The following is a 25,790-nucleotide window of genomic DNA, read 5'->3' as shown; positions in this document are numbered from 1 at the left end:
CCTAAAAAAAGGTGTTGACGAATATGTGTATTATTACAACAACAAGCGTATAAGAACAAAATTGGCCGGAAAGACACCGGTAGAATACCGGGATCTTTCCGACCAACTAGTTGCTTAAAATGAACTCCAATTATTGGGGTGCAGTTCAAACGGTGAGTCCTGTTATTTTTTTTATCAAAAGGGTTTTTATATTTGTAACGGACAGTAAATATAAATGGCAATCACTCTTCTAAAGCAGAAGGGTAGAAAATATGAGAAGTTATTATTACTTTTGATCTTTGGAATCTTCATCCTTGGAAGATTTTTTATCCGCAGATTCAACGCGTTTAACATTTTCTTTTACATCATCGGGAAGTGAGGCAAGTTTGTCAAATAAACTGCCAAAATCATTTTCACGTTTCACTGTTAAGCCCATCGGAATCAGCCCCTTTCAGTTAGTTATTTCTTTTATCTTTAATTACATTATAGAGCCATCAGATAGAAAACTCAAATTGTTGCAACCTTTTTTTAATAGTTTAAAATATAAAGAGCGTATATAAAGTTAATTAAACAATAAATAGGAGGGGGATAAGCAATTGGCTACAGAATATCTTGAACATAAATTAAGTCTGTTACCACCTAAACCAGGATGTTATCTGATGAAAGATGTTAATTCAAAGATTATTTATGTTGGTAAAGCCAAGAATTTAAAGAATCGTGTTCGTTCCTATTTTAAGAGTTCTCACGAGGGTAAAACCGCTCGATTAGTTTCAGAGATCCGTGATTTTGAGACAATCATTACTTCAAATGATAAGGAAGCTTTTCTATTAGAAATAACGCTGATTCAAAAGCACCAACCTTACTATAATATTAAGTTGAAGCGTGGCACTGGATATCCTTATATTAAAATAACTAACGAACGTGATCCAAAAATGGAAATTACTGGTTTAATAAAAAAAGACGGCGGATATTATTTTGGACCTTATCCCAATGTTTACGCGGCGCAAAATACTTTGAATTTTCTTCAAAAAGTCTATCCTTTGAGGCGTTGTCAGGGTCATTTGGGAAGACCATGCCTTTATTATCATATGGGACAGTGTCTAGGAGCATGTTTCCAGGATGTTCCTAAGTCAGAATATGATGACCAAATTGAAAAGATCAAGAGTTTCTTGGGCGGTAATGTTGCTGAAATTAAGCGTAGTCTGAATAGACGAATGATGGCATCAGCTAAAAAAGAAGAGTATGAACGTGCTGCTGAATTACGTGATCAAATTCAATATATTGAAGCAACTGTTGAGAAGCAGAAAATTATTTCAAATGACAGTACACCACGTGATATCTTCAATTATTATGTTGAAAAAGGCTGGATCTCTATTCAAATTTTCTTTATTCGTCAAGCAAGATTGATGAAGCGTGAAAAGCGGGTCTTCGCCTGCATTAATACTCCTGAAGAAGAGTTGTCGACCTTTATTTTACAATTTTATAATCGTCGTAATCAGGTCATGCCGCGTGAGATATTGGTTCCAAGTAATTTGGATAAAGATACCTTGTCACAGGTTTTAGATGTGCCATTCAGAACACCGCAACGTGGCCAAAAGAAAGATTTAATGGATATGGCTCACGAAAATTCTAAATTAGTTTTGCAGGAAAAATTCCGCTTGATGGAGTTGGATAATCGCCAAACCTATGGTGCTCAAAAGCAAATTTTTGATGCGCTAGATTTACCATATGGGCATGTTATTGAGTCATTTGATCATTCACATATTCAAGGAACCAGTCCAGTTTCAGCCATGGTCATGTTCCAAGATGGTCGTCCTGAAAAGAGCGGCTATCGTAAGTATAAGATCAAAGGTGAGGTTGAACATCAATCCGGTGCTGATGAGGCAGCAAATACTAGAGAGGTTATTTATCGCCGATATTCCAGATTGATCAAGGAAAAAGCTAATTTGCCTGATCTTATTTTGATGGATGGTGGAATTATTGAATTGCGAGCCGTAATGGATGTTTTGAAAAATGAATTAGGTATCCATATCCCAGTTGCAGGGATGGTCAAAGATGATCACCATAATACTTCTCATTTGATCGTTGGTGAAGATGGCAGAGAAGTTATGTTGGATCGTAAAAGTCAGGGATTTTATCTGTTACAACGGATTCAAGATGAAGTCCATAGATTTGCAATTACGTTTCATCGTAAAACTAGAAGTAAGAACGCTCTGTCGTCACGTTTGGATGGCATTCAAGGCGTTGGTCCTAAGACTAGAACCAAATTGTTGAAGAAATTTGGTTCAGTTAAGAAAATGAAGGACGCTTCGGTTGAAGATATGACGGAGTTGGGTATTTCTAAAACGACTGCCCAGACGATTAAGATTACTTTGGCAAGTACTGATTTCCATAAAAAATACAAAAAAGGTTAATATTGTTTTTCGTATATTTCCATAAACTCAAAGCACTAAGAATTTGACGTATTTTACAGTCTATTTCTTAGTGCTTTTTTGTATAGTTTTATATATTTTTAAAGTCTTATGTAGTTGTATTGTAGTTGTTCTCAGATGCGTTAAGTTTATTAATTGTTTCCAATATTTATGATTAACTTTAATAATTGGAAATTTCATTATTGCATTTGGAATTTATTTATAAGCGTTATATGAGTTCTGTTGTGAAGTTTTAATTACTAGTCGGAAGAGATGAAAAATGTTTACTGGCAGTGATAGTGGTGTTAGGACGAGTGATTTTCTCGTTCTTACACCACCGAACGTGTTTGAAGACTTACTTGTAAGGCTTCAAATCGAGGACTGAGACTGTGGCTCAGTCCGTTTCGCACAGCCAGTAAATATTTTTCATTTCTGAAGACGACATAATAACTTTATAAAATTTTACCCAATCCAACACATATCACAAAACATTCACAATTTTTTAAGTTTACTTAAACTAACCGATAGTAAAGTTAAAGTATCGATTAAATAAAAAACGTTAAAAGCAAATCTGAGTAAGGAGTGATGTTGATGCGTTGGATGCCATTATATGCAATTTTCATCTTATCATTTTTAAGTGGAGTTTATATTCTCACTAATATTAGAGAGTTTTATAGACGCAGGGAAGCGTTGATAAGTGTAGCTTACTTAACTTTTCTGGGTATGATCCTATTCAGTCCGATCTCATTTGATGGTCGATCAGTTTACTTTATGCAAACTGGAGTCGGTCGAGTAAATTTATATCGTATTTATTATGATTTAGGATTTGCTGAGAATGTAGTTTTGACTGTACCTTTAGGATTTTTAATTAAAAAAAATTTCTCTCAGATTTCATTGATCAACATTATTCCGATCGGATTGATGATTGGTGCAACTATTGAAACAGCACAATATTATTTATCACACATGTTTTTGATCAATCGGTCAAGTGACATCAGTGATGTGATATCAAATGGTATCGGAGTTCTAGTTGGTGCAGTGTTAGTTTTGGCATTCGAGTATGCTCATGAAAGAAGAATAGTTATTGAATCCAAATAAAAACACCTAGAAGTAGGTGTTTTTATTATTTAACATCAGATGTGTTAATGATAGGCTGTGAACCACGTTCAGAGATAATCGTTACCATCATATTATTGATCAATTGTAACTTTTTATCGTCAGATAGTTGCATTCCAGTATCCTTTTCCAGACGCCGAATTGTCTCTTCAGTGATAGAAACGGCGCCTTCAACAATGACCTTACGTGCTGATAAAATAGCGGTCGACTGTTGTCTTTGGAGCATGGCACTAGCAATTTCAGTTGCATATGCTAAATGGGTCAGACGAGTTTCAACGATTTCTACTCCGGCTACATTTAGGCGATCTTGTAATTCTTGAGTTAAACGGTCAGAGACTTCAGTTGGATTACTACGTAGTGTCAACGGTTGTGTACTGTTATCGAAAGTGTCATATGGATATTCTGAAGCAATGTGACGAACCGCTGACTCACTTTGGATCTCAACGAATTGTTCATAATTGTCAACTGCGAATAAAGCCATACTTGTATCGACGACTTTAAACACGATAACAGCGGCAATTTCAACTGGATTACCACGCAAATCGTTAACTTTTAAAATGGCACTATTAAAATTACGAACTCTAAGTGAAATAGAAGTTTTTCCAGTTAGAGGCACGGTCATAAATAGTCCAGCATCACGGATCGTTCCAATATATTTTCCAAAGAAGGTCAATACTTTTGCCTGATTAGGTCCGATAACGGTCAATGAACTGGCACCAATAATTGCAATCAGAATCAATAAAGCACCAAATATAAAGCTTACAGAACTGGCGGTTTGTGTACCATTTAAGAGTAACCAGCCGCCACCAATAAATAACAAAATAGCTAAAATTAAGCCAATATAACCATTGATATGAAATACTTGTTTTTCTTTCATAAATTTAACCTCCTGAAACTAAGTATATCTGGCTTCTTTCCTAAATACAAAAAGGTCGTCCTCAACTTTGAGGGCGACCTTTTTTAAAATTATTAATCTTTTTTCTTAGCAGGCTTCCAAATACCATAGATAACACCAGAAATAACTGATCCGATGATAACTGCTAGTAAGTACATCAATGGTTTATTGGCAAGAGGTGTAACGAAGATACCACCATGAGGGGCAGGAACGTTAATGTGCCATAATTGTGTCAAACCACCACCGATAGCAGAACCGATAACACTTGATACAATAACATGTAATGGATCTCCAGCAGCAAATGGGATAGCACCTTCAGTGATGAATGAAATACCTAAGACATAGTTGGATAGACCAGCTTGTCTTTCTTGTTCAGTAAACTTATTCTTCCAGAATGTTGTAGCAATGGCAATTGCTAGAGGTGGAATCATACCACCAACCATAACAGCAGCCATCAAAGCACCATCTTGTGTAGCAGTAAATGTACCAATTGCAAATGTATAAGCGGCTTTGTTGAAAGGACCACCCATATCGATTGACATCATACCACCGAGTAGAGCACCTAGAACAACAGCATTACCTGTACCCATTGTTTCTAGAAATGCGGTAATGGCATGGTTAACAACGGCGAAAACTGGATCGACTGCGAAGTACATGATGGCTCCGACGATCAGTAAACTTAGAACTGGGTAAAGCAAGATAGGTTTTAATCCGTTCAGTGACTTAGGAAGGTTCTTGAGGGCTTTCTTCAAGTAAACAACTGTCCATCCGGCGATAAAACCAGCAAGTAGACCACCAATGAATCCGGCAGGACTCTTTGATGAAATAACTGAAGCAGTAGCTTGTGAAGCCATATAACCACCAACAAAACCAGGTAGTAATGCGGGACGATCACCAATTGAAACGGCAATATATGCGGCTAGAACTGGAATCAAGAAACTAAAGGCGTAATTACCAACGTTATTGAAGAATAGGAACCATTGTGAGTGAGCACCAACAGAATTTTCCAATAGGAAGGAAATAGCCATTAAAATACCACCACCGACAACGAATGGTAACATATTTGAAATACCATTCATTAAGTCAGCGTAAATTTTTGACCAAAGTGACTTCTTTTCTTTACTATCTTCTTCTTCAACAGCTCCGCCTTCGGAATGGAAGACTGGTGCTTTTTGTTCAACAGCAAGATTGATAAGTTCTTCGGCTTTGTTGATACCGTCACTGACAGGGCGATTTACTAAATGCTTGCCATCAAATCTAGGCATATCAACTTTTTTATCAGCGGCGATGATAACACCATCGGCACGATTGATTTCATTGGCTGTTAACTTATGCTTAACACCTTCAGAACCATTTGTTTCAACTTTAATATCAATACCCATTTTTTCAGCTTGTTCTTTAAGAGCAGCTTCGGCCATGTATGTGTGAGCAATACCGGTAGGGCAGGCTGTAACAGCAACGATATAAGGCTTTTGATCTTTTTTATCAGCGTTAGCAGAAGCTTCGATCTCAGCTTCTTTAGCTTTTTGTTTTTCCTCATCAGCCTTGTCTTTGGCTTCTTTAGCCTTCATAGCATCATCAAACAAGTTTTGAACTTCATCAGCAGTTGTAGCTTTTTTTAAGTTAGCAACAAGATCTGGGTTAATCAAAAGTGATGATAAAGCAGCTAAGGCTTGCAAGTGAAGATTATCAGCACCATCTGGTGCAGCAATCATGAAGAATAAGTAGGCTGGTTGGCCGTCAAGTGACTTGTAATCAATTCCCTTATCGCTTTTAGCAAAGAGTACGGTTGCACGTTGAACGGCTTTGTCACGAGCATGTGGCATGGCGATCCCATCACCAATACCAGTACTTGTTTGAGCTTCACGTTTTAAAATATCTGATTTATATAAGTCTTTATCATTGATGACACCAACTTGGTAATACTTGTCGACCATTTCCTCAATAGCTTCTTCTTTAGTAGTAGCTTTTAAGTCCATGATCATAGCGTCTTTTAGTAATAATTGCTTTAGGTCCATTAGGAAATTCCCCCCTTAACTTAATTCTTTAATGGAAATGTTTTGATATACTTCGTCAATTTTTGCTTTAACAGCGATATCTTGACTGAAAGCTGTGGCTGATCCACAAGCAGCACCCATGTGGAAACTTTCGATGGCATCATTTGTCTTCATAAATGTTCCAACGAAACCAGCAATCATTGAGTCACCGGCACCAACAGAATTGATAACTGTTCCTTTAGGTGCATTAGCGTGGTAGGCATGTTCTTTAGTAACGAGTAGGGCACCATCTCCAGCCATTGAGACTAAAACATGTTTTGCTCCCTTATCAAGTAATTTTCTGGCATTATCGATAATATCTTGATCATTCTCAAATGTGACATCAAATAATTCAGCTAATTCGTGATGGTTTGGTTTAACTACTAGTGGATTAAGTGGTAGTGTGTCCAACAATGCTTGCCCAGTAGTGTCAATAACAAAGTCAGCACCTTGTTTTTGAATCATTTCAGCGATATCCAAGTAGAATGTTTCAGATATCTTCTTTGGTAAACTACCTGACATAACGACGACATCACCAGTACCAACTTTTTTCAATTGACTGATAAATTCAGTTTGTTCTTGCTTTGAAATAGCTGGACCAGTACCGTTGATCTCTGTTTCTTCGTCTTGTTCAACGGCGTTGACTTTGACGTTTATTCTGGTATCTTCAGCGACATTTGTAAAAGATGTTTTAAGATCATGTTTTGAAAGTAAGTTTTCAAACATCTTTCCAGTAGCTCCACCGACAAACCCAAGTGCGGTTGAGTCGATTTGGAGTTCCTTTAAAATTCTTGAAACATTGATGCCTTTACCACCGGGAAGTTTAACGTCACTAACAGTACGATTGACTTCGCCAGTTGTAAGAGTTGTTAATTGCAATACGTAGTCAATGGATGGATTGGCTGTAATAGTATAAATCAATTAGTTAACCTCCATAACTCTGGTTTTTTTATTTAATAATTCCAATTCTTTATCAGATAATCCACTGGTTATCAGTGTGACATCCTTCAAGTCAGCGAATTTACTAAAGCTGACTTGGCAGTATTTGGAACTGTCTGAGAGAACAAAAGCTAAATTAGACTGTTCAATAGCCAATTTTTTGATCGTTGATTCTTCTGGGTCAGGTGTTGTACAGCCAGAATCAGCTGAGAAACCATTTGCTCCGATAAAGGCTCTATCAAAGTGATAGGATTCTAATGTCTGAATCATAGTTGAGCCGACTAAGGCTTTAGTTGCAGATTTTAGTCGTCCACCTGGTAGGAAGGTATCAACATTGTAGTCGGCCAGCATCGATGCATTATCAACGCTGTTAGTGACCACTAGCAAATTTTTATGTTCAATTAAATAGGGAATCATGAATTGGATCGTTGTTCCGGAATCTAAAAAGATGACTTCGTCATTTTGAACTAAATTTGCTGCGGCTTTACCGATAGCTTTTTTACCGTCTAAATTAATTGTTGCCTTTTGAGAAAGAGCAGGTTCTTCATGTAATGAAATAACATTTTGAGCACCGCCATGAATCCTCAATAACTTATGACAACTCTCAAGATCTTTTAGATCTCTTCGCAAAGTTGATGCCGATGCTCCGGTTAATGGAATCAAATCGTGCAACTTTACGATATTATGTATTTTTAGTTGTTGTAGTATGATCTGTTGTCTTTCTTCAGTAAGCACTTTCATTCTCCTTCGAAAGATATATTACAACCAACTTCAATCAAAATCAACCAAAAACGTTCATTTTCTTTCAAAAAATACCACAAACGTTTAGAATGAATAATTGGCTTTCAAAAGGTTTCTTTTATTCAAAGTATTATGAAAGCTGTTTTTGTGCTAAAATTTAAAAATGATAATTATGTTTAGAAAGGGGGATTTTAATGTTTGTAGATAACGTTAAAATCACCGTTAGATCCGGTAAAGGTGGCGACGGAGCTGTTTCGTTTCGTCACGAAAAATATGTACCTTTAGGTGGTCCAGCTGGTGGAGATGGCGGACGTGGTGGAGACATCATCTTAAAAGCCAACGAAGGAATGAATACGTTGATGGATTTCAGATATAAGCGTATTTTTAAAGCTGAAGCCGGTCAAAACGGCCAGATCAAAGGTATGTACGGTCGAAAGGCCGATCCAGTTTATATTGTTGTGCCAGCAGGTACTTCAGTATATGACGAAGATACTGGTAGATTAATTGGTGATTTAGTAGAACATGAGCAAGAACTAGTTGTTGCAAAAGGTGGTTCAGGTGGTCGAGGCAATATTCATTTTGCCAATTCCAAGAACCGTGCACCAGAAATCGCCGAAAATGGTGAACCTGGTCAAGAGTTGCATTTACGTTTGGAATTGAAATTGATTGCTGATGTGGGATTAGTTGGTTTTCCTTCAGTTGGGAAATCTACCTTATTATCTGTAGCAACTTCTGCTAAGCCTAAAATTGCGGCTTATCACTTTACAACTTTGTCTCCTAATTTGGGGATGGTTAAATTGGATAGCGGACTAGACTTCGTTATTGCCGATTTACCAGGGTTGATCGAAGGAGCTTCAAACGGTGTTGGTTTGGGTATTCAATTCTTGAGACACGTTGAAAGAACTAGAGTAATCTTACATTTAGTTGATATGGACCCAGAGAATGGTAGAGATCCGTATGAAGATTACTTGTCGATCAGAAATGAATTGGCTAAATACGACGACAATATTTTGAAACGTCCAGAAGTCATTGTACCTACAAAGCTCGATGTGCCTGGCGCCGATGAAAGATTGAAAGAGTTTAAAGATCATTTACCTGATGATGCTGATATCTTCCCAATCTCAAGTATTCAACATACTGGAGTTAAGGAATTAATGAATCATACAAGTACAGTTCTAGAAACTGCAGAACCAATTCACTTTGATGTTGAAAGTGAAGATGAAACAAAAGAATATAACTATGAATCACAAGCAGATCGTCTTACTATTGAAAGAGATAAAGATGATGAGCACAGTTTCATTGTTAAGGGTGACGAAGTTGAAAGACTTCTTCAAAGAAGTAATTTGGACCATCAAGATGGAATTATGAGATTTGCACGTATGCTTAAAGGAATGGGTGTTGAAGACGCTTTGATCAAAGCTGGTGCACAATCTGGTGATTCAGTAACGATTCTCGACTTTACTTTCGAATTTATTTAGGGGTTATAAAATAATGAATAAGGCACCGAAAAGAAGATTTATCAGTGGATTTGATGGATTACGGACATTAGGGGTCGTTGGTGTAATCATGTACCACTTGAACCCAACTATTTTTTCCGGTGGGTACTTAGGGGTACCCATATTTTTCTTAATTTCAGGTTATTTGATTACTGATCATTTCTTTAACACTGTAGATTATGGTGGAAAATTTTCATTGGGAAATTTTTATGGAAAAAGGATCAAGCGTCTATATCCGGGGATGTTATTTGTGTTATTAGCGTCTAGTGCGTATATAGTTTTCTTCTTGAAAGATCTCTTGTACCACTTAGATCAAATTTTTATTACTAATATTTTGAATGTTTACAATTGGTGGCAAATATTTAATGGTCAATCCTATTTTGAAAGATTTGCCAACAATGAGTCGCCATTTACCCATTTATGGACACTTTCAATTGAAGGACAATTTTATATAATTTGGCCTTTGTTATTGTTACTGTTTATTAAATTTGGAGTAAAGAAGAGCAGAATATTCGGCTTTGCTATGATTGTTTCAGTTATCTCAGCTGTTTGGATGGCTATTCTATTTAAACCGGGCGTAGATCCTAGTCGTTTGTATTATGGTACAGACACAAGACTATTCTCGATTCTTTTGGGATGTGGTCTGGCTATTGTTTGGCCAGCTGAAAAACTGAAGGTCGGTTTAGCTAAGGCTGATAAGGTCAAGTTGAATCTGATTGGAGGATTATCAATTATCTTAATGATTTTGATGATCTTTACAATGAAGGATTCTTCAGCGTTTTTGTACCGTGGTGGGATGTTTATTTTCTCAGTCGTTACATGTATCTTTATCGCTGTCGTTGCTCATCCGGATGCTTTTTGGAATCGTGTATTGTCTAATAAACTATTCCACTATGTTGGAAGCAGAAGTTATGGACTATACCTGTATCAATTCCCAGTTATGATCTTCTTTGAATCTCGATTCAAGAATGTAGCAGATCATCCGATTCTTTATCCAGCTATTGAAGTTGTTTTGATTTTCTTAGTAACTGAATTTTCATTTAGATTTGTTGAACAGCCATTAGCACATGCGAACTGGCAAAGTATCAAAAATTTCTTCAAATTGTCATCAACTTTGCAAAGAGTTTTGGCACTTATCGTAGCTGTGATCAGTATTACTGGTTGTTATGGTGTTGTCCAAGCGGTTGGCGCACCAAAGCCTAATGTAAATCACAGTCAACTTGCTACTAAGATCAATAAAAATGAGAAGACTAATAAGAAGAAGAAACAACAAGCTATTGAGAACTTGAAGAAATCTAAGGCTAAGAACCAGAATGGTAAATTAAGTGCAGCTGATTTGGCTAAATACAAGAAGGCTGCTAAAGACCATCCGGTAAATAAAGACTTTGAAAAATATGATTTATCTCAAATTGATCTGCAAAGATTAAAGGATATTCCACTAACTGCTGTTGGTGATTCAGTTATGGCCGATGGATCAGATAATTTCTTGAAATTGTTTGATGATAAGAAAGTAATTGTTGATGCTGCTGTAAGTCGCCAATTAGATTCAAGTCTTGATATTTTACAAAAGTACAAAGATCAAGGCGTCTTAGCTCCAAATGTATTAATAGGTTTGGGAACAAATGGTCCTTTCAATAATGATCAAGTTGCTCAAGTTATGAAATTAGTCGGTCCACAAAGACATGTTTTCTGGATCAACGTTCATGTACCAACGAGACCATGGGAAAAGACTGTTAATGGTGTCTTGGATGAATCAAGTAAGAAATATAAGAACCTGACTATTATCGATTGGAACGGTTATTCCAATGGACACACTGACTGGTTCTATGACGATAATGTTCATCCAAACCCTGATGGATCAATGTATTACTCATCATTTGTTGTAAAACAGATACTTAAACAATTAGATAAAAAATAGATAGGATTTTTGTATGGAATTAGAATTTTTAGGAACAGGAGCTGGCGTCCCATCTAAAAGCCGTAACGTTTCGAGTGTTGCTTTGAAAATGCTTGATGAAAGAAATGAAGTTTGGCTTTTTGATGTTGGCGAGGCTACGCAGCATCAAATTTTAAAAACAGCTATCAGACCGAGAAAAATTACTAAAATATTTATCTCACATCTGCATGGCGATCATATTTTTGGTTTGCCTGGGCTATTGTCCAGCCGTTCGAATCAAGGTGGACAGACACCTCTAGAAATATACGGACCAGTCGGTATCAGAGATTTTGTTGAAACTTCTTTGAATGTGACTGGCAGTAGACCAAATTATCATATTAAATATATTGAATTGAAAAACGGCGGAGAAATCTTTAACGATAAGACTTTTAGCGTTACAGCAGGAAAATTAAAACATCGTGTGACTTGTTTTGGATATCGAGTAACTGAAAAACCTCGTGTTGGTGAATTACAAGTCGACAAGTTGAAAGAATATAATATTCCTAATGGTCCGATCTTTGGTCAGTTAAAGTCTGGAAAAGTTGTTACACTTGAAGATGGGACGACTTTGAATGGTAAAGATTTTATTGGTCCAGATAAGCCTAGCAAAGTGGTTACGGTTATTTCCGATACGCGCTATACACCTGAGATTGATACTCTTTCGCGAGATGCTGATGTTATCGTGCATGAATCTACATTTTCTAATTCTGATAAAAAAATGGCATACAATTACTTTCATTCAACTGCTACACAAGCGGCAGAAGTGGCAAGTAAAGCAAATGCTAAAGGTCTGTTATTGACACATATTTCGGCGAGATATACAGGTAAGAATGCTTTAACGCTTCAAAAAGAAGCGCAAAAGATTTTTAAGAATACTAGAGTAGTTAATGATTTTGATATTTATGAGGTACCTTTTACGGAAAAGAGAGGATAATTATGACTGATTTACTAAATCAAACTGTTGTCATTACTGGTGCATCTTCTGGAATTGGGAAAGATGTAGCGATAAACTCGGCTAAATTGGGTGCTAATGTTATTTTATTGGCAAGAAATGAAGAAAAATTATTAGCTGTTAAAAATGAATGTATCAGAGTTGGCGCTGAAAGCGCTCATCACGAGTATTTAAGTGTTGATATGTCAGATCCTAAGCAAATTACTGATAGTGTTGATACGATCAGTAATTTGACCGATAAAATTGATATTTTAGTCAACGCTGCTGGGTTTGGAGATTTCTCTAACTACCTTGATACAGAGTTCGCTACAGTTGAAAAAATGTTTAGGGTCAACGTTTTAGGATTGATGCTAATGACAAGATTAGTTGCTAGCGAGATGGTTGGACAAGGTAATGGACACATTATTAATATTGGTTCTGTTGCTGGTAAGATCACAACACCTAAGTCGGCAGCTTATTCAGCCACCAAAGCGGCTGTGATTGCATTTTCAGATGGATTGAGACTAGAACTCAAGCCTTTCAAGATACACGTCACAACAGTCAATCCTGGGCCTGTAGCCACAAACTTCTTCGATGTAGCTGATCATGGCGGCAATTATTTAGATTCAGTTAAGATGTTTGTCCTTGATCCGAATAAATTAGCGTGGGATATCGTTAATTCATTCAATACTAATAAACGTGAGATCAATCGTCCAAGATATATGGAGTTAGCGGCTGTTCTCTACAAGTTGGCACCAAGTTTAGGTGATTTACTTGCAAGTACATTGGGTAATCGTAAGTAAGGGGAGATAGGTATGAAAAGTAAGCAAGCGAGATTTGTTATTGGTCTATTAATTGCATTAGTTGTCGTTATTTTTGCAATTTTAAATGTTGATCCCGTGACAATTAGCTTTGGTTTTACAAGAATTAAGTTGCCTTTGATCGTATTGATCATTGTGACTTTGTTATTGGGAGCAATTATCACTATGTTATTATCAAATAGTGGTAGTAAGAAGGATGACAAGAAGTTATCTCGAACTGCACAAAAGCAATTTTCTAATTTAAAAGTTTCAAATGATAACCAAATTGCCGATGCATTAAAGGAAAATGAAGGAAAAAAGCAAACAAAATAGGAATTTTGCTTGCTCTAATGTTTTTATGATAGTATTATATTAAACGTTAGATTTGATTAAGTTAATATAAATTAAAGGAGTTTTTAAATATGGCTGTTCCAAAGAGAAAAACATCAAAACAAAGAAAACGTCAAAGACGTGGACACATTAAGTTGAATACACCAAACATGCAATTCGACGTTGCTACAGGTGAATATCGTTTAAGTCACCATGTATCACCATCAGGTATGTACAAAGGTGATCAAGTAGTTGACACTAAAAAAGAAGCTTAATTAAAAGCCAAGTAAATTATGCTTGGCTTTTTTTTAATAAGTGGGGAAAATTCTCATGAAAAAATTTAAATATTTATTCTTAGTGATCGTTCCGTTATTCTTACTAGTTTTGACAGGTTGTTCGAAGCTTTCTTTAACAACTACTAAAGATACATATAAGGCCGATGGTCTGGTAGCTGTTGTTAAGGGTAAAGCAACTGATGCGGACAAGGTTGTAGCTACTGTCAGTGGAAAAACTAAGAATGTGAAATTAAATGATGGCAATTTTGCGATTTCCGTTCCAGTTGCTACACATGACAAGAATGTCAGAATAAAGGCAACTAAGGAAGACAAGTCGACGACTGAAATAGTTAAGGTAAAAAAAGCCAAGGCTTTGACTGGTTATACAACCTTTGCTCAACAATATAATTACGCCAATTTAACTTTAGGTAAGCAAGATGATCAATTAAAGTTAATTGCCAATAATAATGGTATTTTGAAGCATAAAACTACCAATGGAACTAAGTTGGTCTTGAATGTTCAAGATAATCAGTTAATGGGTATTGCAATGAATTTGTCGTATAAATCAATGAAATCTAAGTCCGGTATGAAGAATTTTGCAACTGACCTAGCAATGGTTTCTCAATTAGTGGGAGCTGATGGCAAGTCGGTTTTAAAAGATCTTTCTAAACAGCTTAAGGGCACGGATGGTGGAAAAACGACGATGAAGCAAATTACTTCTAATGGCGTTAATTTCAACATTAATTTGACTACAAAAGACTTTTATCTTTATGTAACCAAATAAAAAACGAGACTAGGCGATTACGCCACAGTCTCGTTTTTTGTATGAAAAAAAATAAAATCACGCTTATTTGGCGCGATTATCGCTTTTATCTAAAATAACTGGAATTATAAAGAAGATAATTGCGAAAACAGCACTGACAATAACAGAGCTTTGGAAATTATAAGCTTGTTGGTTTAAGGCACCACCAATGAAGCCAGCAACTTGACCCAAAATGATCGACCAAAGCAATACATCGAAATATCTCATTTCTTCCATCTCACTTTCTTCAGTAGTTTAGCACAAAAATGAGCATTGCCCAATAATGTTCATAAACACTTTGATATAATTTTAACCAAAGGGGGTAGTCAATTGCAAGCACAACTCCAAGTAATGAGTAGTTATAGTTTATTACACAGTCCGTTGAAGTTGACTGAACTGGTTGATAAGGCCAAAGAACAAGGTTATCAAGCGGTTGCTTTAACAGATTTGAATAATTTATACGGCTCGATCGATTTTTATAAGTATGCTAAAAAACAAGGGATCAAACCAATAATTGGGCTGGTAATTGAAACCCAGGGAATAATTGATGTTAATAATGATTATAAATTGATCTTATTGGCAAAAAATGATCAGGGATATAAAAACTTAATAAAGATTTCTTCACTTGTCATGTCAGTTAAAGACAAAATAAAAATAACAGATATCAAACAATTTTTATCGGATTTATTTGTCGTAACACCTTCCATTGGTCCAGAAATTACAGCGATAAACAATCAGCAAGACTATTTCGATATTTTAAATCCCTTGATTGATAGTGATTCGTTATATTTAGGAATAGGCCTTTATTCAGAACAAATTAATAATGTAAAAAATATCCGTCAAGTGGCAACACGCCAAAAATTACCGATCGTCGCCCTAGGGGATGTCCGCTATATAAATGAAGACGATCATCTAGCTTATCAGGTTTTAAATTTTGTCAGAACTGGTGATAAGTTTGATAATTTAGACCAAGTTGTTGAACATGGAGATCATTATTTGCATTCGTTCAGTGATTTTTCTTCTATATATAATGAATACGACTTGGATCAGGCAGTTAAAAATTCAGAACATATTGCAGACAATTGTAATGTAGAAATCAAATTCCAAGAGACTGAATTGCCTAAGTTTGAGACAGGTGATGTCAGTTCTGCTGAATATCTTAAAAATCTAGCTTCTAAAGGATTGAAACGTCGTCTTAATAATGATGTACCAGATGAGTATCAAAAACGGTTAGACTATGAATTGCAGGTCATTGAAACAATGGGCTTCTCCGATTATTTCTTGATCGTTTGGGATGTTATCAAACATGCTCATCAAGTTGGAATAAAAACTGGTCCCGGTCGTGGGTCAGCAGCTGGCTCACTGGTTTCATATACTTTAGGTATCACTCAAGTGGACCCGATCAAGTATGATTTGTTGTTTGAACGGTTTTTGAACCCTCAACGTGTAAATATGCCTGATATTGATTTGGACCTTCCAGATGACCGTCGTGATGAGATGGTCGAATATATGCATGATCAGTATGGATCTGATCACATGGCACAGATAATTACCTTTGGAACGTTGGCTGCCAAAATGGCTTTAAGAGATATTTCTAGGACATTTGGTCAAACACAATTCCAATTAAGTAAATGGTCAGACTCGATACCACGTAAATTGAATATTACTTTGGAAGAATCATATGAAGAATCTAGTGAATTAAAGAATCTAGTTGCTGAATCGAAAGAAAATCAGCTTATTTTTAAGGTTGCTAAAAGGATCGAAGGTATTCCCAGACATTATTCAACTCATGCTGCTGGTATTGTTTTAAGTAAGAAACCAATGACTGATATCGTTGCGGTTCAACTTGAAGATGACGGTATTAACCTGACACAACAGACAAAGAACAATGTCGAAAGTGTTGGACTGTTGAAGATGGATTTTCTAGGATTGCGAAATTTAACGATTCTTGATTCAGCGATTCAGATGATCTCTAAACAATATGGACGAGAATTTTTGCCAGAGAAGATCCCATTGAATGATCTCAAAACTTTGGAGTTATTTCAACGTGGACAAACCGATGGTGTCTTTCAATTTGAATCTGACGGGATAAGGAGTGTTCTCAGACGGCTTAAACCAACTTCATTTGACGATGTGGTTGCGACTAATGCTCTGTACCGTCCGGGTCCTATGCAAAATATTCCGACATTTATTGCTAGAAAACATTGGGATGAGCCGGTAACGTATCCTGATGAGTCTTTAAAAGAGATCCTGAAGCCGACGTACGGTATCTTAGTGTATCAAGAGCAGGTTATGCAGGTTTCGTCTAAGATGGCCGGATTCTCACTAGCTGACGCTGATATTTTACGTCGTGCGATCAGTAAGAAAAATGAAACATTAATGCGAGAAAATCACCAAAAATTCGTTGATGGTGCTGTAAATAAAGGTGTCGCTAAAGAATCTGCTGAGAATGTTTACCATTATATTGAAACCTTTGGTAATTATGGATTTAATAAGTCCCATTCAGTGGCATATTCAATGATCGCCTTTTGGTTAGCCTATATTAAGGTGCATTTTCCAGGGGTGTTCTATACTTGCTTGTTGAATTCCAATCTGAATAATGAGGCTAAACTTTCAATGTATATTCAGGATGCCAAAGATAGCCATCTGAAAATAAAAAATGTTGATATAAATCAAAGCCGAGCAAGTTTTATTTTTGATAGTGAATCGATTCAATTTGGACTTTTGAATATCAAAGGCGTTCGTCGCGATATGGCACAAGATATTTTAAATGAACGACAGAATAATGGTGAGTATGTTGATGCCAAGAACTTTTTGCAGAGGATCGATAAACGGTTTGTTAAAAATGAATATTTAGAGCCATTGATATTATCAGGTGCATTTGATGGCTTCAATAAAAATCGTCGTGAACTCTTGTTAGATTTCAGAGATTTGATTGAGAGTATTCAATTGGCTGGTTCTAATTTGTCATTATTTGATGTTTTGGATCCCAAAAAACATGAAGTTAATGACTTTACTTTGACTGAAAAGTTGAATCAGGAGAAGAAGTATCTGGGTATTTATGTATCGGGTCATCCGGTTGAAAAAGTTAGACAGAAATTATTGGATACTAGAACTATCAAAATAGGTCAGCTTAATCAGGTTAAGACACAAACGGTCAATATTTTAGGATTAGTCAAGGATATTCACGTTATTAGAACTAAGAAGGGGCAACAGATGTGTTTTCTTAGTTTAGAAGACGAAACTGGTAAAGTATCGATCACAGTGTTCCCACGATTGTTCCAGAACTTTTCAGAAGAAGATTTGGATAATAAAATTTTCTTGATCGTTGGATATGCCGAGGATGGTCGCAGAGGTGATCTCGAGTTTATTGCAGATAAGATAAACGATCCTAAACAATATTCAGTCCAATTGCCGGAGGAAAAACTTTACTTGAAGATCCCAGCGGCTTTTTCAGAGCAAAAGCTAAGGGAACTCTATCAATTAATCGAAAAAGATACTGGGCAGGTACCGGTGATTCTTTATTTTGAAAAGAATAAGCAGGCATTATTATTGAAACGCAATCGATGGGTGCGTTTTAATGAAGATATGAAGACAGAACTTGTAAAAATGTTGGGAGAAAGAAATGTCTATTTAAAAAAATAGCATTAATTTCAACTTAAAACGTTTTCAGCTCTACAAAGAATGTGAAAAAAATGTTATATTTTATAAGGTTTTGTTTTTGAAACAAATAAATTTGGAGTGTGAATAATGAAGCGTATAGGTATTTTAACCAGTGGTGGCGATGCCCCTGGTATGAACGCTGCTATTAGAGCAGTCACACGTAGAGCTTTGGATAAAGGCTTAGAAGTGTATGGCATTAATTATGGATATGCTGGTTTAGTTGCTGGGGACATTTTCCCATTAACTGCTTCTGATGTATCTGATCGTATTCAACGCGGAGGTACTTTCTTGTACTCTGCAAGATACCCAGAATTCGCCAAAGAAGAAGGCCAACTAAAGGGTATTGAACAACTTAAGAAGTTCGGTATCGAAGCATTGGTCGTTATTGGTGGAGATGGTTCTTACCATGGTGCATTACGTCTAACAGAACATGGATACAATGCCGTTGGTTTACCAGGAACTATCGATAATGATATTCCTTACACAGACTTTACAATTGGATTTGATACAGCCGTAAGTACTGTTATCGAATCAATCGATAAGATCAGAGATACAGCTACTTCCCATGAAAGAACTTTTGTTATCGAAGTTATGGGTAGAGGTGCTGGTGATATCGCTCTTTGGGCTGGTGTTGCTGGCGGTGCCGAAGAAATTGTCGTTCCAGAACGTGACTTTGATATTGCAGAAATTGCAAACCGTATCAAAAAGGGTCGCGAAAAAGGTAAGAAGCATATGCTTGTTATTCTTGCCGAAGGTGTTATGCATGCTCAAGAGTTCACAGATAAATTAAATGAATTCGGTGACTTCCAAGTACGTAGTACTGTTCTAGGTCACGTGCAACGTGGTGGTTCACCAACTGTTAGAGATCGTGTTCTAGCAAGTAAGATGGGTGCTTATGCCGTTGACCTTCTTGAAGATGGTAAAGGTGGAGTAGCTATTGGTACTGAAGACAATAAGTTGACATACCATAGCATGCTTGATTTATTCGATGGAAAGCACAAACCTGATTTAGACTTATATGATTTAAATAAATCATTAAGCAGATAATTTGATACAATGGATTCAACAAAAGAAAAGGGGTTTCTCGATGAAAAGAACAAAAATTGTAAGTACACTTGGTCCTGCAAGTAATGATGTTGAAACAATTACTAAATTAATTGAAGCTGGAGCAAACGTTTTCCGCTTTAACTTCTCACATGGTGATCATGAAGAACATCTTTCACGTATGAAGATGGTTCACGAAGCAGAAAAAATTACTGGTAAGACTGTTGGTATCGTTCTTGATACTAAGGGTGCTGAAATCCGTACAACTGTTCAAGAAGGCGGAAAGTTCGAAGCTAAGATTGGCGACGTTATCCGTATTTCTATGGATGATTCATTAACTGGTAATCCTGAAAAGATTGCTGTTACATACCCAGGTCTTTACGATGATACACATGTTGGTGGACACGTATTGATCGATGATGGTCTTGTTGACTTGAAGATCACAGAAAAAGATGACGAACATCGTGAATTAGTAACATCAGTACAAAACGAAGGTATGATCGGTTCAAAGAAGGGTGTTAACGCACCTGGTGTTGAAATCCGCCTACCAGGTATCACAGAAAAAGATTCTGACGATATCCGTTTTGGTTGTGACAACGGAATCAACTTCATCTCAGCTTCATTCGTTCGTAAAGCTCAAGATGTTCTTGACATTCGTGAAATTCTTGAAGAAAAACACTGTGAAGATGTACAAATCTTCCCTAAGATCGAATCACAAGAAGGTATCGACAATATCGATTCAATCTTGAAAGTTTCTGATGGTTTGATGGTTGCTCGTGGTGACATGGGTGTTGAAATTCCATTTGAAAACGTACCATTCGTTCAAAAGAGCTTGATCAAGAAGTGTAACGCACTAGGTAAGCCAGTTATCACTGCTACACAAATGCTTGATTCAATGCAAGAAAACCCACGTCCTACACGTGCCGAAGTTACTGACGTTGCTAACTCTGTTCTTGATGGTACAGATGCTACAATGCTTTCTGGTGAAAGTGCTAATGGTGACTACCCTGTAGAAGCTGTTGCTGCTATGAACCAAATTAACGTACGTACAGAACATCAATTAGATGAAAGTAACCAACTTGCAATCCAAAGATTCGAAGAATACAAGGGTTCAAACGTTACAGAGTCAATCGGTGAATCAGTTGTTAGAACTGCTGAAGAACTAAATATCAAGACAATAGTTACTGCTACTAAGTCAGGTTATACTGCACGTATGATTTCTAAATATCGTCCAAGTGCTGATATCCTTGCTATTACATTCGACGAAAGAACACAACGTGGTTTGACAGTTAACTGGGGTGTTGATCCTATTATTGCTGACAGACCATCAAACACTGATGAAATGTTCGATCTTGCTGCAAAGAAAGCTCAAGAACTTGGCTTTGCTAAAGAAGGAGATTTAATCCTTGTTGTTGCTGGTGTTCCCGTTGGTGAAAGTGGTACAACTAACTTGATGAAGGTTCAACTAATTGGTTCAAAGCTTGTTAAGGGCCAAGGTGTTGGAGAAGAATCAGTTGTTGGTAATACTGTTGTTGCTCACACTGCTAAAGAAGCAAATGACAAAGTTAAAGAAGGAGATATCCTTGTTACAGAAATGACAGACAAAGATTATCTTCCAGCTCTTGAAAAGGCTAGTGCCGTTGTTGTTGAAAACGGTGGTTTGACATCACATGCAGCCGTTGTTGGTATTGCTATGGGTCTACCAGTTGTTGTTGGCGCAAAGGATGCTACTTCACTTATCAATGATGGTGAAACAGTAACTGTTGATTCAAGACGTGGTGTTGTATACAAGGGTGCTTCACGTTCTCTATAATACAAACCATTAATTAAATGAAATAAATTAAAAAAGCTAATCTACTGAAGAGGGACGCCTCATAGTAGATTAGCTTTTTTTGTGTTTTAGATAACTTTGGATATGAAATTTAAAACTCCTTGATTTTGGTTATCGGTAGTTTGTCTATCAGATGCTTTTTTAACAATAGTTTGTGCATTTTCCATAGCTACGCCTAAACCAACTTCTCTAAGCATTTCCAAATCGTTGCCGCCATCACCAAAAGCACACATTTCATTTAAGGATATATTCAACTTTTCGCCGAGTTCAGTTAGACCAGCGGCTTTATTTCTTCCGGGTTGAATAATGTCTATGTCTCCGTGACCACTACTGGTAGGTTCAGCAATTCCGGATAATTCAGATTTTAAAATATTTACTAGTTTCTCTGTTTCTGATGGTGGACACGTTAGAGCAAACTTAAGTATTCGGTCGTTAATTTCTTGAAAGCTGTCTAAAATTGATAGTTCATAGTAATAATTTTTAACATTTTCCATGTAATCTTTTGATTCACTATTCAATATATATGCACTTTTAACTCCGCACACTAAAATTTGAAGTTGAGGAATTTCGGACAATTTCTCGATAATTTTATTTACAGAAGCTTTGTCGAAATAATGTACAGCGTATACATTATTTAGATCTCGAATATATGCACCATTTTCAGCAACATAAATTGTTTCGGGATATTTTTTGAAAAATGATTTTAGTTGAAAATATTGATTGCCACTTGCAACTATCCATTTAATATTTTGTGAAGTCATTTTTTTGTGAATTTCGGCGAAGCGTTCCTCGTCGTAAGTCTTATTATCGCGTAAAAAAGTTCCATCCATATCTGTAGCAAATAATTTTATCATTTATAATAACTCCTGAGCTGAATTTATTGCTTAAAATTATATCATATCCATTTATTCTTCCTAGCAATATTTAAAGCCTCAATCCTCGAATGTGTACCTGTTTTACTAAATATTGATGAAATGTAATTTCTGACCGTTCCATCAGATAGAAAAACTTTTTGAGCTATTTCCTGGCTGCTTAATCCTAAATTTATTTCTTTTAGAATATCGATTTCTCTTTTTGTTAGGGGATTCTTTTCAGATGAAATAATATTTGTCACTAATTCAGGAGCGAAGATTGTCTTGCCTTCTAAAACATTTTGAATGGTTTCAATCAAATCATCAGTGGGACTATCTTTTAATAAATATGCATTAACTCTGGATGAAACGGCTTGTTCAAAATAACTTGCTTGGGCAAAAGTTGTTAAAATAATTATTTTGATATCCTGCTTAATGATTCTTAGCTGTTTGGCTATTTCCAAACCAGTAAGTTTAGGCATCTCAATATCGAGAATAGCAATATTGGGTTTTAAATCAATAATTTGTTTCAATGCGGTTTCGCCATCAGTAGCTGTACCAATGACTTGCAAATCATCTTCTAGATCAAGTAGAGCAGATAAGGCAGAGTTTAACATTTCTTGATCTTCCGCTAAATAAATTGTTGTCATGATTTACTCCTTAGGAATCTTTATAGAGATCGTAGTTCCTTTTTCAGAATTGATTTTAATGTCACCCTTAATTTTTTCAATTTGTTGTGTCATTCCCGCAATTCCGAAGGCATTGTCGCGGACTTTGGTATATCCGATACCGTCATCTGATATTTTTAAGTAAAGGAAATTGTCGTCTTCATCAAATTGAAAATGAGCACGGCTGGCTTTGCTGTGGCGAATAATATTAGTTGAAGCTTCTTTTATGGTTGAAGCTAGTATATTTTGAATATCTTTAGGCCAGTGTTCAGTGATACTTTCGTTGTTAGAATTCAAAGTTATATGAACTATTTGTAAATTCTTTTCTTCTTCGATCATGTCCGCAGCGATGGTTTTTTTATTTAAATCGTCGATGATCTGTCTTACTAAATTCAAATCATTTCGTGAAGTTTGAGCAATATCTTTTAGTTCAGAATGGGCTTTTACTGTATTTTTATCAATCAGTTTATCTGCTAATTCAGTTTTTAACGTTATCAGAGAAAAAGATTGTCCCAAATTGTCATGTAAATCCTTAGCAATTCTGGAGCGTTCATTTTGACGAATTATTGATTCCAGACGTTTGTTATTTTGATTTAATGAAGCGAGTCGGCGATAACTATTACCTAGCGATCTAGCTGCAAATGGGGAACCGATGGCAAATGTAAAAGTTATTATTAATCCAAAAGTATCGTAATTGTGAGGATTAAGAATCATATCTGTACCGATTACACTTAAGCTGGTTATCAAATAGATAGAAGTATATTGATAAAATTTTTTGGGGGTTAAATGTAATGAGCCAATTTCCCATGCAGTAAAAATAAATAACGTACCCATTCCAATGGTGAAACTCAAGTAAGCAGCAATAACCAGTTGTCCTAAGATATCAAAAGGCAATAGCGGATGAATCTCATAGCCATCACGATACAATTTTAGAAATATAATGACCAAAATAAGTGAGATCCAGTCAAAATGCTTTGTGGTCAGCAATGCCTGAATGGCAAATATTAATAATGCTAATGTCCAAAAGTAGGGCATGAAGCCAAATCTTTTAGGATATAAAATTTGATGATCTAAAAATGATTTCATTAAGCTAACCTCTTATGGTGAAATCTTGTTATTACAAAAACTAACACACTAATTAATACTATCCAAAGGATTATGCCTAATAGACAATTACTATTTAATGGCCTGCTATACAGAATTGATTTATCGATATTGGAAAGTTCAAAAGTAGGTGTCACTTGACCAATATTTTGTAGCCATTTTGGCATCATACTGATAGGCCACCAAAGACCACTAATCATGGCCATCGGGAAAACGGCTAGACTATTTAGTAAATTCACGGTGCTAGGATTTTTGAATAATGAGATTAAAATACCACTAAGAATTAAAGGAATAGTTCCAAATATATTAACTAAAATAATTAGTGTCCAAGTCAAGATATTCAAATTAATATGATTGACGAATATACCCACCAAGCAGATTGTTATTGAAGAAATAACATTTAAGAACATAAAAATGACTATCAATGCTAAGTAATATTGCCATCTTGAAAGAGGGGTCAATTTAGTAAATAAATCGAAATGACTAGTTTGATCCTCCAACAATGTATTTGAAACGGTGATAATTGACCCCAAAAGATAACTGTAAATTATCATGCTAATGAGATACTCTGTATTCCAAGTTTTTAGCGCACTAGTTGGAATACCAGAAATTAAAACTTTTGTGTAAAGTAGATAAAAAACGATCGGCAGCATCATGTCGAATAAAAAGAATCGTTTGTTTCTCAAAATAATTCGAGTGAAATTTATTTTTACTTGATAGAAAAAATTAGTCATTGTAAGCACCTTCTTTGAAATTGTTAAAAAGTGAATCAAGAGTATTTTGATGCACTTGTAAATTAGAAATACCCTTTAAATAAGGATTTAGTTCTTGTAAAAATTCTTCAGGACTATCCGTGGTAATTTGATAGTGATGTCCAATTTTGATAACGGTATTAATGTGATGGAATTTCTCGAAAATATTTAGTAATTCACTGTCGAATTCAATTAACTGTTCTCCCTGCATATGGCGCAATTCATTTATAGTGCCATTAAATTGGACTTTGTGGTTTTTTAGAATAATGATTCGATCAACGGTATTTTCCAGTTCTTCTAAATAGTGGCTGGTTACGAAGATAGTTTTGCCTTGTTTTTTTAAGTTAATGATTTCTTGCCAAAAATTCTGACGACTTTTACTGTCCATGCCAGAAGTTGGTTCATCTAAAAAAAGTAATTCAGGATCACCGGCAATTGAAAGGGCAAAGGATAAGTGACGTTTTTGACCACCGGATAGGGCATTCATTTTTGAGTTTTCCAAATTTTTCAGACCAGAAATTTTAATCAATTCATGATAGGACAAAGGGTTCTTATAATAACTTCTAGCCAATTGGATGATTTCTTTTACTTTAATGCGACTGATAGTTATATTGTCTTGCATCATTACCCCAATGTGTTCTTTGTGATGCCTAAAATTAGGAAGTACATTAATTGATCCAGAATTATAAGTTATCAATTTCAAAATAATGTTGATCAAGGTAGTTTTACCAGCACCATTTTCACCTAAAAGTGCAACAATTTGTCCTTTCTCAATGGTTAAATTAATGTCATTTAATATTGTGTTTGAATCGTATTTCTTAGTTAAGTGTTCTACAGTAATAATGTTTGTCATGATGATCAGCTCCTTAATAAGTAACCAAAGTATAAGTTTTTGGAATATTATCAGGTAGTAAGCTGTGTCATGATTATTAATGACAAATGTCATAATATGCCGCCAAAAATTGCGTCGAATCTGTCTGCTGTGTTGACCGACATCAGCCTAGGTCTGATGTCTCGATTTTGAGCTTTGCTTTCGCAAATCTCAAAATCGAGTTCCAAGACCAAGGCTTGGAACGTTCGCAGTGCGCCCGGCATGGGTGTTAACTTGGTGGTGAAAGTCCACTGTGAGCCGTAGTAGTCGGAATCACTAGTTGAGGGAAAGGGTGTTCACCGCGAGGTGGAATCTGAAG

The 25,790-nt window shown here is 36.0% G+C and carries 24 protein-coding genes; 13 read left to right on the top strand and 11 right to left on the bottom strand.

The features are described from left to right. Nucleotides 1-118: IS3 family transposase (locus EKM60_RS10380; protein WP_164508365.1), on the top strand; the 118-nt coding region annotated here is incomplete at its 5' end. 147 nt (nucleotides 119-265) lie between these two features. Here the strand turns inward: EKM60_RS10380 and EKM60_RS11140 are convergent. Then, complete coding sequence (locus EKM60_RS11140) at nucleotides 266-415, bottom strand: SPJ_0845 family protein (protein WP_164505297.1); 150 nt, start codon at nucleotides 413-415, stop codon at nucleotides 266-268. Between the two features lie 160 nt (nucleotides 416-575). Here EKM60_RS11140 and uvrC point away from each other — a divergent pair, with 160 nt between their 5' ends. Together uvrC and EKM60_RS10370 are read left to right on the top strand one after the other, a co-directional pair. After that, entirely contained in the window at nucleotides 576-2,393 is a 1,818-nt protein-coding gene (uvrC, locus tag EKM60_RS10375; RefSeq protein ID WP_125715194.1) for an excinuclease ABC subunit UvrC, read from the top strand. Between the two features lie 588 nt (nucleotides 2,394-2,981). Continuing rightward, nucleotides 2,982-3,488, top strand: coding sequence for a VanZ family protein (locus EKM60_RS10370; RefSeq protein WP_125715192.1), 507 nt, complete (start codon nucleotides 2,982-2,984; stop codon nucleotides 3,486-3,488). Between the two features lie 25 nt (nucleotides 3,489-3,513). Here EKM60_RS10370 and EKM60_RS10365 read toward each other — a convergent pair whose 3' ends face one another. The 4 genes from EKM60_RS10365 to EKM60_RS10350 form a co-directional block, all read right to left on the bottom strand. Continuing rightward, the gene (locus EKM60_RS10365) at nucleotides 3,514-4,383 is read right to left on the bottom strand and encodes an SPFH domain-containing protein (protein WP_125715190.1); all 870 of its coding nucleotides are present in this window, start codon (nucleotides 4,381-4,383) and stop codon (nucleotides 3,514-3,516) included. A 92-nt stretch (nucleotides 4,384-4,475) separates the two neighbouring features. Continuing rightward, nucleotides 4,476-6,419 carry a PTS fructose transporter subunit IIABC gene (locus tag EKM60_RS10360; RefSeq protein WP_125715188.1) on the bottom strand — a complete coding sequence of 648 codons (1,944 nt, stop codon included), beginning with the start codon at nucleotides 6,417-6,419 and terminating at the stop codon, nucleotides 4,476-4,478. 15 nt (nucleotides 6,420-6,434) lie between these two features. Further along, on the bottom strand, nucleotides 6,435-7,358 hold the full coding sequence (gene pfkB, locus EKM60_RS10355; RefSeq protein ID WP_125715186.1) for a 1-phosphofructokinase: 924 nt from the start codon (nucleotides 7,356-7,358) through the stop codon (nucleotides 6,435-6,437). Next, nucleotides 7,359-8,111, bottom strand: a complete 753-nt coding sequence (locus tag EKM60_RS10350) for a DeoR/GlpR family DNA-binding transcription regulator (RefSeq protein ID WP_125715196.1) — start codon at nucleotides 8,109-8,111, stop codon at nucleotides 7,359-7,361. 194 nt (nucleotides 8,112-8,305) lie between these two features. Between EKM60_RS10350 and obgE the strand changes: the two genes are divergently transcribed. The 7 genes from obgE to EKM60_RS10315 all read left to right on the top strand — a co-directional run bounded on the left by obgE (nucleotide 8,306) and on the right by EKM60_RS10315 (nucleotide 14,669). Continuing rightward, a complete protein-coding gene (gene obgE, locus EKM60_RS10345; RefSeq protein WP_191988863.1) occupies nucleotides 8,306-9,595 on the top strand; it encodes a GTPase ObgE in 1,290 nt (429 codons plus the stop codon). A gap of 13 nt (nucleotides 9,596-9,608) precedes the next feature. Beyond that, nucleotides 9,609-11,531, top strand: a complete 1,923-nt coding sequence (locus EKM60_RS10340) for an acyltransferase family protein (protein ID WP_125715182.1) — start codon at nucleotides 9,609-9,611, stop codon at nucleotides 11,529-11,531. A 13-nt stretch (nucleotides 11,532-11,544) separates the two neighbouring features. Then, nucleotides 11,545-12,483 carry a ribonuclease Z gene (gene rnz / locus EKM60_RS10335; protein WP_125715180.1) on the top strand — a complete coding sequence of 313 codons (939 nt, stop codon included), beginning with the start codon at nucleotides 11,545-11,547 and terminating at the stop codon, nucleotides 12,481-12,483. A gap of 2 nt (nucleotides 12,484-12,485) precedes the next feature. Beyond that, nucleotides 12,486-13,283, top strand: a complete 798-nt coding sequence (locus tag EKM60_RS10330; protein ID WP_125715178.1) for an SDR family NAD(P)-dependent oxidoreductase — start codon at nucleotides 12,486-12,488, stop codon at nucleotides 13,281-13,283. Between the two features lie 12 nt (nucleotides 13,284-13,295). After that, nucleotides 13,296-13,613 carry a LapA family protein gene (locus EKM60_RS10325; protein WP_125715176.1) on the top strand — a complete coding sequence of 106 codons (318 nt, stop codon included), beginning with the start codon at nucleotides 13,296-13,298 and terminating at the stop codon, nucleotides 13,611-13,613. Between the two features lie 89 nt (nucleotides 13,614-13,702). Beyond that, nucleotides 13,703-13,885 (top strand): 50S ribosomal protein L32, encoded by a 183-nt coding sequence (gene rpmF, locus EKM60_RS10320; protein ID WP_057764109.1) that lies wholly within the window; start codon nucleotides 13,703-13,705, stop codon nucleotides 13,883-13,885. Nucleotides 13,886-13,940: 55 nt separating this feature from the next. After that, complete coding sequence (locus EKM60_RS10315) at nucleotides 13,941-14,669, top strand: hypothetical protein (protein ID WP_125715174.1); 729 nt, start codon at nucleotides 13,941-13,943, stop codon at nucleotides 14,667-14,669. A gap of 63 nt (nucleotides 14,670-14,732) precedes the next feature. On the opposite strand, the gene EKM60_RS10310 is transcribed toward EKM60_RS10315, so the two are convergent. Continuing rightward, nucleotides 14,733-14,915 (bottom strand): YjzD family protein, encoded by a 183-nt coding sequence (locus tag EKM60_RS10310; protein WP_125676100.1) that lies wholly within the window; start codon nucleotides 14,913-14,915, stop codon nucleotides 14,733-14,735. 102 nt (nucleotides 14,916-15,017) lie between these two features. Between EKM60_RS10310 and dnaE the strand changes: the two genes are divergently transcribed. The 3 genes from dnaE (at nucleotide 15,018) to pyk (ending at nucleotide 21,207) form a co-directional block, all read left to right on the top strand. Then, entirely contained in the window at nucleotides 15,018-18,332 is a 3,315-nt protein-coding gene (gene dnaE / locus EKM60_RS10305) for a DNA polymerase III subunit alpha (protein ID WP_125715172.1), read from the top strand. Between the two features lie 105 nt (nucleotides 18,333-18,437). Next, the gene (pfkA, locus tag EKM60_RS10300; protein ID WP_125715170.1) at nucleotides 18,438-19,397 is read left to right on the top strand and encodes a 6-phosphofructokinase; all 960 of its coding nucleotides are present in this window, start codon (nucleotides 18,438-18,440) and stop codon (nucleotides 19,395-19,397) included. A gap of 40 nt (nucleotides 19,398-19,437) precedes the next feature. After that, on the top strand, nucleotides 19,438-21,207 hold the full coding sequence (pyk, locus tag EKM60_RS10295) for a pyruvate kinase (protein ID WP_125715168.1): 1,770 nt from the start codon (nucleotides 19,438-19,440) through the stop codon (nucleotides 21,205-21,207). Between the two features lie 86 nt (nucleotides 21,208-21,293). Here the strand turns inward: pyk and EKM60_RS10290 are convergent, their stop codons facing one another. The 5 genes from EKM60_RS10290 to EKM60_RS10270 are packed head-to-tail and all read right to left on the bottom strand — an operon-like array spanning nucleotide 21,294 to nucleotide 25,546. Beyond that, nucleotides 21,294-22,079, bottom strand: a complete 786-nt coding sequence (locus tag EKM60_RS10290) for a Cof-type HAD-IIB family hydrolase (RefSeq protein ID WP_125715166.1) — start codon at nucleotides 22,077-22,079, stop codon at nucleotides 21,294-21,296. A gap of 41 nt (nucleotides 22,080-22,120) precedes the next feature. Beyond that, the gene (locus EKM60_RS10285) at nucleotides 22,121-22,726 is read right to left on the bottom strand and encodes a response regulator transcription factor (protein WP_125715163.1); all 606 of its coding nucleotides are present in this window, start codon (nucleotides 22,724-22,726) and stop codon (nucleotides 22,121-22,123) included. Between the two features lie 3 nt (nucleotides 22,727-22,729). Continuing rightward, the gene (locus tag EKM60_RS10280; RefSeq protein ID WP_125715161.1) at nucleotides 22,730-23,830 is read right to left on the bottom strand and encodes a sensor histidine kinase; all 1,101 of its coding nucleotides are present in this window, start codon (nucleotides 23,828-23,830) and stop codon (nucleotides 22,730-22,732) included. Then, entirely contained in the window at nucleotides 23,830-24,582 is a 753-nt protein-coding gene (locus tag EKM60_RS10275; RefSeq protein WP_125715159.1) for an ABC transporter permease, read from the bottom strand. Before EKM60_RS10275 ends, EKM60_RS10280 begins: the two co-directional genes overlap by 1 nt. Next, nucleotides 24,575-25,546 (bottom strand): ABC transporter ATP-binding protein, encoded by a 972-nt coding sequence (locus tag EKM60_RS10270; RefSeq protein WP_125715157.1) that lies wholly within the window; start codon nucleotides 25,544-25,546, stop codon nucleotides 24,575-24,577. Before EKM60_RS10270 ends, EKM60_RS10275 begins: the two co-directional genes overlap by 8 nt. Nucleotides 25,547-25,790: the final 244 nt, after the last annotated feature.

Source organism: Companilactobacillus kedongensis (assembly GCF_003946625.1).
In the GTDB taxonomy this organism is placed as follows: Bacteria; Bacillota; Bacilli; order Lactobacillales; family Lactobacillaceae; genus Companilactobacillus; species Companilactobacillus kedongensis.
The sequence above is the reverse complement of the archived record's forward strand: the minus strand, read 5'-3'. Positions and strand labels throughout refer to the sequence as shown.